Raw genomic sequence first — 15,237 nt, forward strand, 5'->3', positions numbered from 1 at the left:
TTATTAGGACAATTTCACCAGGCTGTAGTTTTTCTTACCCTTACGGATAATGATAAAACGTCCGCCGATGGCTTCGCTGGCTGTAACTTCAAATGCTACATCGCTAACTTTTTCACCGTTCATGGAAATTGCGCCTTTGGTGATGTCTTCACGCGCTTGACGTTTGGATGGCTCAATTCCTAGATCTACCAGCCACTCCACAATATTTTTGGACTCCAATGTCGTTTCGTAGGTCGGCATTTCCTTGAAGCCTTGCTCGATCTCGTCAGCGGTTAGAGATTTAATATCTCCACTGAACAGAGCGGCAGTAATACGTTTAGCCTGCTCCAGCAATTCCTCACCATGCACGAATCTGGTCATTTCTTCAGCCAGTGTTATTTGCGCTTCACGTTTATGCGGTTCGGTCTGCACCTTTTCTGCAAGTGCATCAATTTGTTCTTTAGAGAGGAATGTAAAGTACTTCAGGTATTTCACAACATCACGGTCATCTGTATTCGCCCAGAACTGGTAGAATTCAAAAGCTGTCGTTTTGTTCGGATCCAGCCAAATGGCTCCGCCAGCTGTTTTACCGAATTTTGTACCATCGGCTTTCAGCATAAGCGGGATGGTAAGTCCGAATGCTACCGCCTCAGAACCTTCTTTTTTACGAATCAGATCTAAGCCACTTGTGATGTTCCCCCATTGGTCAGAACCACCGATTTGCAGCTGCACATCTTCATGCTGGAACAGGTGCAGGTAGTCCAGGGATTGCAGGATTTGGTAGGAGAATTCCGTAAAGGAAATTCCGCTGTCCAATCTGCTCGCTACAACATCCTTGGCAAGCATCGAATTGATGCTGAAGTTTTTACCATAGTCACGCAAAAATTCGATAACATTGATTTTATGCGTCCAATCGTAGTTGTTCACCATGCGGATTTGATTGTCGCCATCAGTCACGAACAGTTTTTTCATCTGTGCTGTAAGTGCATCAACGTTGGCTTGGATTTGCTCCAGCGTTTGCAAAGAGCGTTCGGATTGACGTCCACTTGGATCACCAATCGTTCCCGTAGCCCCACCAATAAGAATCACCGGACGATGTCCTGCCAGTTGAAATCTTTTGAGCACCATGAATGGAATCAAGTGGCCAATATGCATACTGTCACCTGTTGGATCTACACCGCAGTACAGGGATACCGATTTTTGATTGGTCAGTTCTCTAAGCCCTTCGGCATCTGTTTGTTGATTGATGGCATCGCGCCATTCTAGTTCGTCGATAATATTCATTGCCTTACACCCCTCAAAATTAGTAGTTATCCTATAAATGAAACATCAGTCCGCCAAGCGGAAACGGTTCGCCCTCCTGATTAGGACGGGACCGTTTCAGCGAGAAATATAAGGAGTATTGATGAAGTGAACCCTATAAATCCTTATATTTAAAAACAAAAAAAATCGTCCCCTTGTCTATTGTAGACATAGGGACGATTGAATAACCGTGTTACCACCCAGATTGCACCCATGAAACGCTTATGCTCAAGCATACCATTGATACCACTCTTGACGAGATATCGTTCGCCATTCCGCTCGGTATTACCCGAGATACTCCAAAGTGTAATTCGCAAGCTTAGTGTGTACCGGGTTTCATCAACCCCCGGCTTTCTGAAACAGGGACTAAGTTACTACTGGGCTCCTTCAACGTATATCGTATATAAGATTACAGCCAGTATAGTGAAATAATTCTTTTATGTCAACTATCTTCAGGAGAGAATGCCGTCACACACTTCTACTGTAAAGCGCTACTAGGCATTTCCACTTTTTTTCTGATACAATTACGAAAAAAGAGGTGAACGAATCCGCATGTTAGATCCTATCGATAACCATATTTTGATGCGGCTGGCCCAAAACAGCAGAATTTCCTATACTGATCTAGCTAAAGAAGTCAGTTTATCAAGTGTCGCGGTGAAAGATCGTATTGATCGGCTAGTCAATCAAGGGATTATTGAACAGTTCTCGATTGTCATCAGTGCTGAAAAGCTAGGAAAGAAAATCTCCGCCTACCTGGAACTTGAAGTAGAACCTGCTCATTTAAATCATATCGTCGATGTATTAAAGGAAAACGAACGCGTAGCTGTATTATACGAAATGACGGGACCATGTATTCTGCATATTCACATCTTGGTAGAGAATCTTGAAGAGATGGAACGGTTTATGCATGAATCAATCTACTGTCTGGATGGACTGGTACGTGTAGAAAACCAAATCTTATTAAAACGCCACAAAAATCAGGACGGAATGAATATATAAGAAAAAGAACCGCCTATAAAGACGGTTCTTTTCTCATATGGATTTTTTTAGGATTATCGAATAATTGCTATTTCGTCCTACTCTGTCTTAGCCAGCTTAGCTTTATAAAAGTTCACGAAATATTCGCTGACCACGATCTTCCCGTTCACAACACTTATTGGGGCTGCAAGCTTCACTGTCTCTCCGTTGTAAATCCCCGTTGTCGCTCCAACCTTCATCACCAGAACATTGCCATTGTAACTTAGCGTAACTGTCTTAGTGGCTGGCTGCCAGCCAACCTTTGCTCCAAAGTTCTCAAAGCTGCTCCGTAAAACCACGGGCTTGCGCTCGAAATCGCCGAATTGACCTTTATCAATTAAGGCGTGTACGCCCCAGTTTCCATCCACCACTTGTGTAATTCCAAAATCAGCTGACACAGACATCAGAGAGTACGCTTCATCTTCGCTCAATTCCATTCCAGCCATTAAAAAATCTTTTGTTTTACGAGCGGCATCCTTCATCGCTTTGTCGATGGACGAGTTTTTGAAGATATCCGTCTGAGCACTAGCCCCCAGCTCCTCCAAATAATTGGCGTAGCTGAATCCATGCACAACCCACTCGTTCTCATTTTCAAGTAATGGGAAGTTTAAACCTTTCAGCTTGTTGTTAAGCGATGCTTTTTTATGAAGAATGACTTGTATATCCCCAGTGACCGATGTCTCGATCGCAGTTCCGTTAATCTCCGAATCACCTTGACCGGCATGCGGGTCACCGATCGACAGAAGTGCACCAGCTACGGATACTGGATAATACATCGTTGCACCTTCGGTAATCCGCCAATCATCTACGTTACCGCCGTTGTAAGAAGGTGGAACGGAGTCAACAACATCCGCTTCTTTCGGCGCCACACCCATTGTACCAAAGTGGAGACGAACCGGAATTTTCACACCTTTTAGCACATCGAAGTTCTTATCAATCGTATTATGGTCAACGATAACACCCGGGTAGTCAATTGTCGGGTGCACTTGACCATCTGGATCGGTTTGCACAGACCATTTGTAGTTATATACAGCTGTTGCATAATCTGTTCCACCCTCCGTATCCATCTCGTAGATGGTTACTACCTCACGCTTTTTCGGCTCCTCCACCATATCTCCATATAGATAACCCCAGTTCGCTGCGGCATTCACGCCATATGTTTTGCCAGCGTATTGGTCATTCCCATTTGGTCTCAGCTTCATGTCCAGAATCTTAACTTCCAGCACATCTCCTGGTTCAGCACCTTCAACAGCGATGGGACCCGTCATAATATGTACGCCTGGCCCGCGGAGCGCTTCGTTCTTCTCCCCCTCAATCCAGTGGAAAATATCCTCTACTCCCGCATCTCCTTTAATCATCCGCTCGTAATCATCACCAGAGTGATGTGTAATGGCCTCAACCGTTACGATGTCTCCCGAATGCACAGTTAGAGCTGGATCTCCCTTACCTATATTCCCCCATCGAACAGTCTCCGAATTCGCCTTCAGAACATGGGTTTTTGGTTTATACGCATAGTCCGTTGTGTTAGCATACATAACACCAGATAACGAATTCACCCCTAAAAATAGGGATAACGTGACACCTACATTACGAATTATTTGTTTTTTCATACGAAAATCCTCCATCCCTTTAATAAGTGTTAGTTTTTATAACATTTGGTGTTTCTGAGTATAACAGATGACTTGAGGATTAACAATATAAATATTTTCACGAATTTCGGTTTAAATAATAAACACGAAGGAGTCTTTCTCTTGAATTATCCAAGTTAACTCCCCAATAAAAAACGCCAACACTTATTAGCTCATAGTGTTTGGCGTTGGATTATCCAGTCTAAAGTAATGCACTAATTTTATTTTTGATCAGTAATACTTCTTGTTGCCCGGGTTACAATCCGCTTTGTTTCCTTGGTACCTGATAGGTTCAACCATTCATCACAAATTTGCTGTACCCATGCCGGATGGCTTTTGCTAGCATCATTTAACCAATTGCTTACAGAATCCTGAACGTATTTTGCCGGATCAGAGTTAAGCGGTTCTAATAGCGGAAGGGCAATCGCTGGATTTTCTTTGAGTGCTGTAATATGCTTTGCCCATACCCCATGTGGGCGCGTCAATTCGATCGCAAATCTCCTAATATTCGCGTCCTGATCATGAACCCAATCCTTTAATAATTCAATGGAAGCATCCAGCTCGGCAATGACTGATTCCCTCAAAGCCATCCATGAAATCTCACGCACCCCAAAATGCTCATCCGCTGCAAAAGGACGGATTGCTGTTAGTTTTTGAACTAGACTCCATTGATGATTCTGGCCCACGATATAAGCAGCCCAGCAGCGAACACTATCGGATTTATGATGAGCCAACACAGCAAATAGCCGGGAACGTTCCAGCTCTGATTTACAGTCAAATAGAAGCTGCCACTCACGTGAAATCACCGGGATGAGCTTCATGATTTTCTTTTCCGATAACGCATTCAGCCTTTGTAAAATTGGTTTAGCTTCCTGTTCAAAACCTAGCTCATTCAGTACATTTTCCAACAAGACAAGATGATCCACAGCAAGCCATTCCGTTAAATTCACGCTCTGTAAATATCCTTTATTCAGCAGTTCTACAATCTCAACGGGAATTTCAGTAACCCTCCGAGCACCCTTCCTGTGTTCCATGGAAATCGTCCCTTCACTATGATTTGAAAGCTTAAATCACCTTCATGTCATAGCTAGGATACCGTTGTTTCTAAAAATGAAGCTGTAATCTCGTTTACAACTCGATAGCTATGTTATATTTGTTTCCAAAGTCTTGTCTCGCTGGATATAGATAGTTCTGAACCCTGTCTGAATAACCTCCGCTTTCACCAATTCTTGCAATGCCACTGTTACAGCTTCTCTGCTGGCTCCAATTAAATTAGCGATTTCTTGATGCGATAGAGGAACATTAATTTTGTAACAATTATCCTTATGCTCAACCCCATGCTGATCCGCTAGCTTTAAAAGAACGCACAATATTTTATCATGCAGATTTCCGATGGCTAGATTTTGAGTTAACTGACTCATACTTTTTATGCGGTCGCTCAATACTTGCAATAATGACATCATAAACCTAGGCCGGTGAGAGATGAATTCTTCAAACCTTGCAGGATCAATTGTGCAGATATGGCTTTCCTCAATCGTTTCAATATAATGTTCCTTCGTTCCAAAAGAAATCATACCCATTTCACCAAAAACATTACCCTCACTGAGGATATCCGATGTAAATTGCTTACCGTTTGCGTTTAATTGGTATAAGCGAACCTTTCCTTTTTTCACAAAAAACAGTCCTTCAGAAAAGGTTGACGGTGTTTGGATATATGTATTTTTGGGGACTACTGTTATTCGCGTTAATTCTTCCATTTCAATTAGATCTTCCAGTCCTAACGATTGAAGCAAATTGAATTGAGATAAATAATGATTTTTTTCCATTGCCCCTCCTGTATAAAACGCTATTCATTTCTTCAGTATACCTTACAAAAAAAGCCACGTCCTAAGGACGCAGCTTACTAAATTACCGATTACTTGCTTCCCAGCGCGCTACTTCTTCCCGCACACGTGGGGCCACTTCGGTGCCCAGCAGTCTAATCGCCTGCATAACATCCTCATGAGGCATCGTGCCGTGCGGCACATGTAAAAAGAATCGCGTAATTCCCACATGCTTGCGCAGATGAATGATTTTATTAGCGACAGTTTCTGGATCACCTACGTAAAGGGCGCCCTCTAAGCTGCACGCCGCATCATAATCTGCACGATGGTACGGAGGTGTTCCTTTTTCCTTCGCCCGCACATTGGTCCGGGCATGCGTTGAAGGAAAAAATTTCTCCAGCGCTAACTGATTAGTCTCCGCTATAAACCCGTGTGAATGCGAAGCGATTGGAAATTTTGAAATATCATGCCCGGCTTCAGCTGCTGCTTTTTTGTAAAGCTGTACATGTGACGCATAATCCAGTGGTAGAACATTCCCTATAATCGCTAAAACAAAAGGCAAACCTAGTGATCCTGTGCGGATCGCAGACTCTGGACTTCCTGCACTCCCGATCCAAATCGGTAAAGGATCTTGAACCGGACGCGGGTAAATCCCCAAATTTTCTATAGCTGCTCGGTGTTTGCCTTTCCAGGTCACTTTTTCTGACTTTTGGATGGCTAATAACAATTCCAGCTTCTCATTAAACAGTTCTTCATAATCCTTCAGATCATATCCGAATAGAGGAAAAGACTCTGTAAACGAACCCCGGCCGATCATAATCTCCGCACGTCCGTTTGAAATTCCGTCCAGCGTTGCAAAGTCCTGAAACACACGCACCGGATCGGCTGAAGACAGGATCATTACAGCACTGCTCAACCGGATCTTAGTAGTCAACGAAGCAGCCGCAGCCAGTACAACCGCAGGTGAAGACGCCGCATAATCATGCCGATGATGCTCACCTACTCCGTATACATCTAATCCCACCTCTTCGGCAAGTACAATTTCCTCCACTACTTCACGTAGTCGTTCTGCATGACTTATTGTCTCACCCGTTTGGACATCAGGTGTGGTCTCGACAAATGTGCTTACTCCAAGTTCCACTATTCATTTCCTCCTAATATTCTGCACGATGCATTATTCTCTAGATGTAAAAAACCATAAAGGGACTACCTAATTATACTAACTAATTTAGGTCCCTTCGACTATAATCGAAGTTCATCTAATTAGATCCCCCTCACTATAGATCGGACTGAGGAGCCGTTAATTTAATAATTTCATTCATTTTGCTAAATTATCGGACTTAGATGCAGCTATTCGTGCAAAGTAGCTTCCATAATGTGTGTTTTTATGGAAATAAGCGCAATACAGTCCGAAACTATCGCAAAATGAACTAAAAAGTGAAAATAGCTGCAATACGGTCCGAACAAACAAGACCTCGTGTGAACTGACCATAATACAACAATTATACTGGGACTTTACCGCCAATGTGCCAGAGTGCAGCTATGCGAGGTAACGACGAAGTTTGTTTAATTGTATTTTGTGCAACTATATACGCTTTGAAGGTAGCCTTTGTGGATTTAGTTGCACTCTATACACTTAAATACGAGCAATTGCCTCAATATGGCGGGAATCTAAAATAATAGTTGTAAAATATACAATTAAACTGCCTCAAAGCTGCGAGCATAAGAGCTTAATTGTACTTCTTACAACTATTTTGCTTTTTTAATGAGAATTGAGAGGATGCTGCTAGTGCGATGTAATAGCGATGTAATAGCAATGTAATAGCAATGTAATAGCGAAGTAATCGCAATAATACAAAAACAAAAAAGACCACTAATCACCTAAACAGACGATTAGCGGCCGGTCAAATCCAAGCTAGTTTGCATTCCCAATATTCGGAGTTATCGGCTTATCCAGCGATTTCGGTGGTTTGCTTGGGTTTATCCCAACGCCGATCCGACCGAATACATACGCTCCGCCAGGAATTCGATTCGCTAAATTCATTATAAGTGCCGAGCCTACCACACAACCGACAAATTGCAGCAGAACACTAAATAGTCCAAGGTTTTGCAACCCAAATGAAGCTGGAAGCTTAACGAATATAGCCAATAGCAAAGGATGAAGCAAGTATATGCCAAAAGAATATCTGCTGCTCCATTCCAGCACACGTGGCACTTTCTTCATTTTCGATGCCACGGAGAAGAGCAGCAAAATCATGCTTAAGGCGAATAGAAGCATATCAATTCTTTTGGAGCTATGCGCCGTTATCAAGCCTTGACTATTCACGAACAGCACTAGCGCACCTGTCAGAACCGGGAGCGTGTATACGGCTATGCGGAACTTTTTTAATTTTTCCCGGAACCACAGCTCATTTCGTCCCAAGTAATAGGCTACTGTAAAGTAAAAAATCCAACCAGGTGCGAAAATCCAGTACATTTTATCCCAGAAATAATGGGCGGCTGCCGTATCTGCGGGCGTAGTAAAGTTGAAGAAACCCAAATAGATAACGTTAATAAGGAACGATACGATTAGAATATTGCGGGGGTTAAGCCGCTTCGCATACGTCTGAAACCAGAGGAATAAAGCATAAAACTGAAAGATAATCAGTATAAAATAACCATGGAAATCTCCAATCAGCAAATGACGCCAGAGGTAATACCAAAAAGCCTGCAGCAAAGGAATGCCGTCACTACTCGACAGCTCCAATCCTTTTAGTCCTGCATACAAGGTCCCGAAAAAAAAGTAAGGCAATAAAATATACTTGATTCTTTTCTCCCAAAATCTCGCTGGAATTTCATTGGGATAGGCAAATGACAACACGAATTGGGAGATAAATACGAATACAGGTGTGCCAAACGTTAGCAGTAAACCCACCGACTCTACCCAAGGTGTATTTCCATCGTCATAAACCCGATAAAGAGCATGCAGCAGGGCTATACTTAAGCAGGCTACACTACGAAGAACGAACATTTCCGAGTTCATTTTGCGTTCCATGCGGAGTGCCCCTTTCAATGGGTGCTTTTAATAATCTACTGCGCTTCCTACACTTAAGCGGTCAGTAATTGTTTTTTCCAGCCCGGTATGAAAGTTATGGTTAGGGAACCAAGACAATAATTCCTGGGCTTTTTGATTGTTTAAATAGCTATGGAGAATATCCCCCGGACGGGGCTCCGCATAGGTTGTCAGGAAATCCCGACCCGTGATGTCCCCTAACATCCGAACCATCGTATTTATCGAGGTTGGTATTCCGCAGCTAATATTCATCGTCTCATTATTCACCCTGCCTTCGGTCTGAAGCGCGTCAACGAACGCTTGCGCCACATCCTCCACATAGACGAAATCTCTAGTCTGCTCACCGTCCCCATAGATTACGAGATCCTTCCCTTGCTTTATACGATCCAGAAAAACGGAAACAACGCCAGCTTCTCCATGCGAACTTTGCCTTGGCCCATATACATTAGCGAGACGCAGAATCGTATATTTCAGCCCATGTAAGCTGGCAAACATCCGAATATATGACTCTGGTACACTTTTGGATACACCATAGCAGGACTCGGGATTTAAGGGATGCTGCTCATCAATGCTCAAATATTCCGGGTTCCCATAAACCGCTGCCGACGAGGCATAAACTAGCTTTTGAACCTGATGGATCTCGCACATGCGCAGTACATTCAGCGTGCCAACAATATTCACATTCGCATCAAATAACGGGTTCCGCTGTGATTCTCTGACGTCGATCTGTGCAGCCAGATGAATGACTGCATTTGGCTTTTCAAGGTTAAACACCTCATGCAAAGTCTCATCCCGAATATCGTACTTATACAGAACCGCAGCAGGATTCATATAAGTCAGACCGGAGGCTCCGGATACATTATCTACAATCACAGTTTCTATGCCCTTTTTTATTAGCCGATCAACCACATGGGATCCAATAAAGCCTAACCCCCCAGTTACCAATACCTTCAAAATAAAAAACTCCTTTCGCCCGCTAAGAGTGATCTTTGTACCGTGCATTCCCCGAAAAATTCACATAAAATACAAAATCAAAGGATAAAGGAGTGAAGTATATGGCTACTGCCCCTATTCCAGACAGCTCGGTGACTACGTCCATCCTTTCTGATGGTGCGGTCACATCTATTAAATTAGACCCTGAGACTAACGGTTATGTGAACGTCCGATCGTACGGCGCTGTAGGAAACGGTATCAAGGACGATACAGTAGCGATTCAAAATGCTATCAATGCGGGAAACGCCAAAAACAAAGTAGTAATCTTTCCTCCAGGTGTATATAAGGTATCTTCGGGACGCATGCGTAACCCCTCCGTCCTCGACTGGTGGTGTCTTCGAATTCCGTCCAAAACGAATTTAAGCTTTGAAGCCGGCTCCAAACTTGTGCTTGCCCCGAACCCACCCTCAGACACTAGGGTTCTAGTAATCTTAAATGCCTCAAATATCACAATCGCGGGCACCCTTGAAATTGATGGAAGTGCATCGACTGTTAAAACAGCCGTCAACGATCAGCTTCACGGCTTGTTCATTTCTTCTTCGCAAAATATAACGATAGAGTCAGTGTACTCTCACGATTGCTATGGGGATAATATCTTCATTGGGGGGACAGAAGAAATCCCCTCCGTTAATGTGCACATCGGATATGCACGCTGTGAGACTGCTGGACGAAAGAACTTTGTGGTCCATTTTGTAGACCAGCTTCATGTCAACAGAGCGGTTCTGAATAATAGCCGCGGTGGCGCGCCTGGTTTTACTGGTGCTAACTCTCTCGATCTTGAACCCGATGTCTTTAAAGGAACGCGCAGCTTTTATCAGCGATTCGACTCCTTGACAACCATAGGTTTCGGTAACGACCTATCAGCAGGGCTTACAGATGCTATCGCTAGACTCTGGACACTCGACATCGGTTCACTAGATATGCGTGTAAGCGGATCGGTAAGTCCAGCCTTACTGTCCTATGGACTGACGCTGAAAATCAATCATTTGGCTATCCGTTCCACCGATCATAAAGCTAACTTCGGTCTACAGACGATCTATTCACAATTTATTGATATCGCTAGCGCCAAGTTCGATGGCATCGGGGGCCCTGCGATCTATGCAGCGTTTAATGCTGCCGGAGGTAAACCAAGGTTGCACATCGGTTCTTTAGGAATGTACGGTTCGGGTTCCACCTTAGCAAGTGGTGTCCGAATCGACGGAGGAGATCTTTATGTGGGGACGATAGATGCACAGGATTTAACGGGCAATACCTTGCATTTATTCACAACGGAGTCTGACGCGATGGCTACTGTCGACAATATGATCGTCCGCAATAGCGGAACCAATCAGGTAGTGCTAGTCTCTTCTTACGGTGCAGCTAAACCGTCTCTGCGCCTCAATAATGTAGCGGTGTTTGATACCCGAGCAGTGAAGGTAAAGCGAATTCTAGAATTCGAAACACTAATCGGCATGCAAGGCACATCACTAGGAACCTTGTATAATCCATATTCGCTCCCTGAATGGTTCTCGACCTACGGTAACTTCAAACGGGCCATTCGCCTCACTGGCGGGGCAGTGTTGCCCGCGGTGTTCATAGTAGAGGGTTCGCCCGAGGGAGTCGTAACCGCCCCAGTTGGCAGTCTGGCCATGCGAACGGATGGCACGGCACAAGCCACTTTGTATGTGAAGGAAAGCGGATCAGCAGCCAGCGGATGGAAGGCTAAATAAGATGAATCAACGGTATTGGTTACATGTCTCTATCGCATAAACGACACGTTCCAAATCCTCATCCGATAAAGAGCTTCCAGAAGGCAGGCAGACACCTGTTGAAAATAATTTATCCGATACACTGTATTCCTCACTGTAAGGATAGTAGTAATTGCTCTCGAACAAGGGTTGTAAATGCAGCGGTTTCCATACAGGTCTAGCTTCGATATTGTGCTGTTCCAGACATGACAGGAGTTGTTGTGAAGAGAACCCCGCCACTTCTTCATCGATGGTCAGCGCACTCAACCAGTGCGTGCTGCGACAATTGCGCGCTTCCGGCATAAAATGAAGACCCGGTATGGAACCTAAACGTTCCCTATATCGCCGGCCAATAGATCTGCGACGCTCTACTCGCTCTTCAAGCAGTTCTAATTGACCGCGTCCTATGGCTGCCAACAGGTTGCTTAACCGATAGTTGTATCCCATTTCGGAATGTTGATAATGAGGGGCAGTGTCTCGGGCTTGCGTAGACCAGAAGCGCGCTTGATCTAAGGCTTCGGTATCGTCGGATACGAGCATGCCCCCACCTGACGTCGTAATAATCTTATTTCCGTTGAAAGAATAGATTCCGAATTGGCCCCAGGTTCCGCTGGCCTTGCCTTGGTAGAAAGCGCCCAGTGATTCGGCAGCATCTTCAATCAAGGTAATTCCATATTGGTTAGCTATTTCTACAATGGGCGCCATGTCTGCACTTTGTCCGTATAAATTGACGACAACAGCCGCTTTTGGCAGCAGCCCTTTGTCATTCAAAGCTTGGCAGGCCCGCTGAAAAGCTAGCGGACACATGTTCCAGGTCTCAGGCTCTGAATCGACAAATACGGGGGTGGCCCCCAAATATAAAATAGGATTGGCGCTAGCAACGAACGTGAGCGTTGAACAGATCACGTAATCTCCTTGTGTGACACCGGCTAGACGAAGTGCGAGATGAATCGCCGCCGTGCCAGAGCTTAACGCTAGTGCACCCTTTGATCCTGTGTAGGCGGCCATCTCCCGCTCGAACGCATCAACTTGCGGACCAATAGGAGCAATCCAACCAGAGTGTATCGCCTCCTCCATGTAGACCTGCTCACGTCCACTAATATGCGGCGGGGATAACAAGATTCGTGGCAGAATGCTCGTTTGACGAATGCTCATGCGAAGCTCCTTTCTCCATTTGGCCCGATTTCTTCAGATGGAATACATATCATATCGAGATCTGGATGCCGATAGAGCGGAAAGTAATTTCCTGATATTCTGGTGTCACAAAAGGATATGATCCGCTCATACAACTCTGGGAAAAAAATTCGTTTACCTAAGTAATAGTCAAGGGGTTCCAGTTGTGTCGCGAATCTATGCTTGAATTGAAATAAGTCGTCATTCCCCTTATATCCCCCGCCAAGATGAAAGCGTTCAAAGCCATTTTCCATCCCCCACTTGGCTGCTGCGTGTATTAGCAATTTGGTAGGTGACCACTGCAGATAGGCGCGATCCCAACCACATAGGTGATAATGCATCCACGGTCGTTCATGTAACACGATGCTGGTCGCCACCGTTTTCTCCCCATCCATAGCTTCGAATAGCTCTACTCTCCCCTCAAGTAGATGACTAGTATCTTCTATAAATTTTTTGGGAAAATAATAAAAAGAATCCGCCTGTAAATCGTTTAGTGTTCCGTAATACAATTCACTGAAGGACTCAATACGATCCTTCAGATTCGAATTTCGAATCGTAAAGGGTGCGGACTTTAATTTATGAATATTCCGTTTATGATTGCTGCCATAATGCCGGATAAGCTCTGACTCCGAACCCACAGTCAAATCAATATAAATTGTATTCCTATTCCATTCGGTGGTCAGACCGCTTTGATATTCCGTAGCGTTGCCAATCAAGGGATGAAATCTTACAAACTCGGTCATGATCTTTTTCTCTCTACAGTAATCCGTGAACGTTTCACTGAATTGCTGGTACAGCTCACTTCGTTCGGCTCCCGGAGGGAGATTCGATATCGGTCCCCCGTATCCATAGGGTGTACTAATGTCGTACCAATCGCCTTCAAGCCCCAGTTGGATTACGGCAGGAAGATGGCTTATGGAGCGAAGTAAGTAAGGATAAACTATGAGCTGATCTCCCTGCTTAAAAACAAACAGCTCTGCCTGCTGATGCTCTCCATCCTCGAACAGCCGAAAAAACGCTGAGGAGAAATAGATATCCTTCGTCTCTAACTGGTTCAAATAGGCATCCCATTCCGCTGAACTAGAGCTGCCTAACACGATGAAGTTACTCATACAACACCTCTTGATTCTCCAATATTTTGATCATACGTATACTTTCAGTGCTTAAGATTAGCCCGGGGTCTCGCTCACGCAAATAAGCATCTGAAGAAAGCAACAATAGCCTTTTCTCCCGGTCTAAATCCATTAATACGTCTGTCAAAAGATTGCAGCCACTCCACCCTCCACTTTGCAGTTGGATACGATAATACTGTTCACCTAACCGGCCCACAACTGAAGTCTCTTCCTTCGTTCTAATCTTAAGAGAAGAGAATCCATACTTTTGATGATGTGCCTCTGCCATCGGATAATCATCTATGATGTACGCCAATGCTTCTCTATCCCTATCAATCGATGGAGCCAAATCTCTTACATACCAGTAAGTCCGGCCTTCCTCTGCAAAACCAAGCCGCAAATACCAAGCATGAGCTTGCTCATTCCACGAAAATACATCAAGTGCCAGCTTCGAAATGCCATCCTTTTGGGCCAACGTCTCCCCGTAGGCCATAAGCTTGCCACCGATGCCGTCTTTTCGATAAGCTGCGTCCACATTCAAGTTATTCAGAACCAGCATCTGCTCCATTCTTCGCCATTCAGCGAATCCAATAAGAAGATCTTCAGAATAGGCACCAATCAGCAGTGTTGCTGAATGGCTTCCGCATTTACATGCTGCTTTCAAATATTCGGGATAACCGCCACAGGCGAATATGGTTTGATTATAGACCGACTCTGGCAAGTTGCTCTGTAAGAGCCGGCATGCAAGGTGAATATCATCTTCCTGAAGCGGACTAAACCGCAAATTCATGCCGACCCCTCCTTTTGGTTCATTCTGTACTCATCGAGCGGCAAACTATGCTCACCCGGATTGGCCACAACGTCATCTTGGCGGATCACCTTCAGCACAGTTTTGCATAAGATCAACGCATCTAATCTAAAGCTCAGCTTCTCAACATAGGTAACGTCATAGGAGAGCCGCTGTTTCCACTCCGAAGTATTACGTCCAGATACCTGCGCCAATCCCGTTATTCCGGGTCTTACAGTAAATCGCAGCCGCTCCCGTTCAGAGTAATGCGGGCTGTAACGGATGAGCAAAGGTCTTGGTCCGATCAGACTCATTTCTCCCTTCACAACATTTACTAATTGCGGGAGCTCATCCAGACTCAGCTTTCGAATCAATCCGCCGAATTTGATATAACGCCGAGCATCCGATAACGGCTGGCCCTGCGCATCATACATTTCAGCCATGGTTCGGAACTTGTAGATGTAGAAGGGTCTTTCTCCCATTCCCGGCCGTTGCTGCTTGAACAAAATAGGACTTCCCAGCTTTATCCGAAGCAGCAACGCCACCACAGCCATGACCGGACTAAACACACCTAACATAACGATCGCTCCCACCAAATCGAAGCCCCGCTTCATATGGCGATACATGGTAGTCTTTCCCCCGCC

General features: G+C 44.7%; 13 protein-coding genes. 2 read left to right on the forward strand and 11 right to left on the reverse strand.

Annotated elements, in window-relative coordinates; all coding sequences use genetic code 11:
- Window positions 1-3: 3 nt before the first annotated feature.
- Window positions 4-1,263 carry a tyrosine--tRNA ligase gene (gene tyrS, locus MKY54_RS18215; RefSeq protein ID WP_076129736.1) on the reverse strand — a complete coding sequence of 420 codons (1,260 nt, stop codon included), beginning with the start codon at window positions 1,261-1,263 and terminating at the stop codon, window positions 4-6.
- A gap of 570 nt (window positions 1,264-1,833) precedes the next feature.
- On the opposite strand from tyrS, the gene MKY54_RS18220 reads away from it, so the two are divergent.
- Complete coding sequence (locus tag MKY54_RS18220; RefSeq protein WP_339187433.1) at window positions 1,834-2,280, forward strand: Lrp/AsnC family transcriptional regulator; 447 nt, start codon at window positions 1,834-1,836, stop codon at window positions 2,278-2,280.
- Between the two features lie 77 nt (window positions 2,281-2,357).
- On the opposite strand, the gene MKY54_RS18225 is transcribed toward MKY54_RS18220, so the two are convergent.
- The 6 genes from MKY54_RS18225 to MKY54_RS18250 all read right to left on the reverse strand — a co-directional run bounded on the left by MKY54_RS18225 (window position 2,358) and on the right by MKY54_RS18250 (window position 9,755).
- Entirely contained in the window at window positions 2,358-3,908 is a 1,551-nt protein-coding gene (locus MKY54_RS18225) for an acetamidase/formamidase family protein (protein ID WP_339187435.1), read from the reverse strand.
- A 239-nt stretch (window positions 3,909-4,147) separates the two neighbouring features.
- Window positions 4,148-4,960, reverse strand: a complete 813-nt coding sequence (locus MKY54_RS18230; RefSeq protein ID WP_076305396.1) for a DNA alkylation repair protein — start codon at window positions 4,958-4,960, stop codon at window positions 4,148-4,150.
- A 108-nt stretch (window positions 4,961-5,068) separates the two neighbouring features.
- On the reverse strand, window positions 5,069-5,752 hold the full coding sequence (locus MKY54_RS18235) for a Crp/Fnr family transcriptional regulator (protein ID WP_339187437.1): 684 nt from the start codon (window positions 5,750-5,752) through the stop codon (window positions 5,069-5,071).
- A gap of 82 nt (window positions 5,753-5,834) precedes the next feature.
- The gene (locus MKY54_RS18240; protein ID WP_076129739.1) at window positions 5,835-6,890 is read right to left on the reverse strand and encodes an LLM class flavin-dependent oxidoreductase; all 1,056 of its coding nucleotides are present in this window, start codon (window positions 6,888-6,890) and stop codon (window positions 5,835-5,837) included.
- A 774-nt stretch (window positions 6,891-7,664) separates the two neighbouring features.
- The gene (locus MKY54_RS18245; RefSeq protein WP_339187440.1) at window positions 7,665-8,783 is read right to left on the reverse strand and encodes an acyltransferase family protein; all 1,119 of its coding nucleotides are present in this window, start codon (window positions 8,781-8,783) and stop codon (window positions 7,665-7,667) included.
- A gap of 27 nt (window positions 8,784-8,810) precedes the next feature.
- On the reverse strand, window positions 8,811-9,755 hold the full coding sequence (locus MKY54_RS18250; protein WP_339187443.1) for an NAD-dependent epimerase/dehydratase family protein: 945 nt from the start codon (window positions 9,753-9,755) through the stop codon (window positions 8,811-8,813).
- A gap of 101 nt (window positions 9,756-9,856) precedes the next feature.
- Between MKY54_RS18250 and MKY54_RS18255 the strand changes: the two genes are divergently transcribed.
- Window positions 9,857-11,503: a glycosyl hydrolase family 28-related protein gene (locus MKY54_RS18255; RefSeq protein ID WP_339187445.1), complete on the forward strand. Its 1,647-nt coding sequence runs from the start codon at window positions 9,857-9,859 to the stop codon at window positions 11,501-11,503.
- 6 nt (window positions 11,504-11,509) lie between these two features.
- Here the strand turns inward: MKY54_RS18255 and MKY54_RS18260 are convergent, their stop codons facing one another.
- The 4 genes from MKY54_RS18260 to MKY54_RS18275 are packed head-to-tail and all read right to left on the reverse strand — an operon-like array spanning window position 11,510 to window position 15,219.
- Entirely contained in the window at window positions 11,510-12,676 is a 1,167-nt protein-coding gene (locus MKY54_RS18260) for a DegT/DnrJ/EryC1/StrS family aminotransferase (protein ID WP_339187447.1), read from the reverse strand.
- The gene (locus MKY54_RS18265) at window positions 12,673-13,806 is read right to left on the reverse strand and encodes a GNAT family N-acetyltransferase (RefSeq protein ID WP_339187450.1); all 1,134 of its coding nucleotides are present in this window, start codon (window positions 13,804-13,806) and stop codon (window positions 12,673-12,675) included. The genes MKY54_RS18260 and MKY54_RS18265 overlap by 4 nt, the downstream gene beginning before the upstream one ends.
- Window positions 13,799-14,596 (reverse strand): GNAT family N-acetyltransferase, encoded by a 798-nt coding sequence (locus MKY54_RS18270; RefSeq protein WP_339187453.1) that lies wholly within the window; start codon window positions 14,594-14,596, stop codon window positions 13,799-13,801. The genes MKY54_RS18265 and MKY54_RS18270 overlap by 8 nt, the downstream gene beginning before the upstream one ends.
- Window positions 14,593-15,219 (reverse strand): sugar transferase, encoded by a 627-nt coding sequence (locus tag MKY54_RS18275; RefSeq protein WP_076129746.1) that lies wholly within the window; start codon window positions 15,217-15,219, stop codon window positions 14,593-14,595. Before MKY54_RS18275 ends, MKY54_RS18270 begins: the two co-directional genes overlap by 4 nt.
- Window positions 15,220-15,237: the final 18 nt, after the last annotated feature.

It is taken from the genome of Paenibacillus sp. FSL P2-0121 (assembly GCF_037975345.1).
Lineage (GTDB): Bacteria > Bacillota > Bacilli > Paenibacillales > Paenibacillaceae > Paenibacillus_AQ > Paenibacillus_AQ odorifer.

What these genes read in the sequence shown, in the direction of transcription:
- tyrS (WP_076129736.1), bottom strand. Translation starts at nt 1,263, where the DNA reads ATGAATATTATCGACGAACTAGAATGGCGCGATGCCATCAATCAACAA.
- MKY54_RS18220 (WP_339187433.1), top strand. Translation starts at nt 1,834, where the DNA reads ATGTTAGATCCTATCGATAACCATATTTTGATGCGGCTGGCCCAAAAC.
- MKY54_RS18225 (WP_339187435.1), bottom strand. Translation starts at nt 3,908, where the DNA reads ATGAAAAAACAAATAATTCGTAATGTAGGTGTCACGTTATCCCTATTT.
- MKY54_RS18230 (WP_076305396.1), bottom strand. Translation starts at nt 4,960, where the DNA reads ATGGAACACAGGAAGGGTGCTCGGAGGGTTACTGAAATTCCCGTTGAG.
- MKY54_RS18235 (WP_339187437.1), bottom strand. Translation starts at nt 5,752, where the DNA reads ATGGAAAAAAATCATTATTTATCTCAATTCAATTTGCTTCAATCGTTA.
- MKY54_RS18245 (WP_339187440.1), bottom strand. Translation starts at nt 8,783, where the DNA reads ATGGAACGCAAAATGAACTCGGAAATGTTCGTTCTTCGTAGTGTAGCC.
- MKY54_RS18255 (WP_339187445.1), top strand. Translation starts at nt 9,857, where the DNA reads ATGGCTACTGCCCCTATTCCAGACAGCTCGGTGACTACGTCCATCCTT.
- MKY54_RS18260 (WP_339187447.1), bottom strand. Translation starts at nt 12,676, where the DNA reads ATGAGCATTCGTCAAACGAGCATTCTGCCACGAATCTTGTTATCCCCG.
- MKY54_RS18265 (WP_339187450.1), bottom strand. Translation starts at nt 13,806, where the DNA reads ATGAGTAACTTCATCGTGTTAGGCAGCTCTAGTTCAGCGGAATGGGAT.
- MKY54_RS18270 (WP_339187453.1), bottom strand. Translation starts at nt 14,596, where the DNA reads ATGAATTTGCGGTTTAGTCCGCTTCAGGAAGATGATATTCACCTTGCA.
- MKY54_RS18275 (WP_076129746.1), bottom strand. Translation starts at nt 15,219, where the DNA reads ATGTATCGCCATATGAAGCGGGGCTTCGATTTGGTGGGAGCGATCGTT.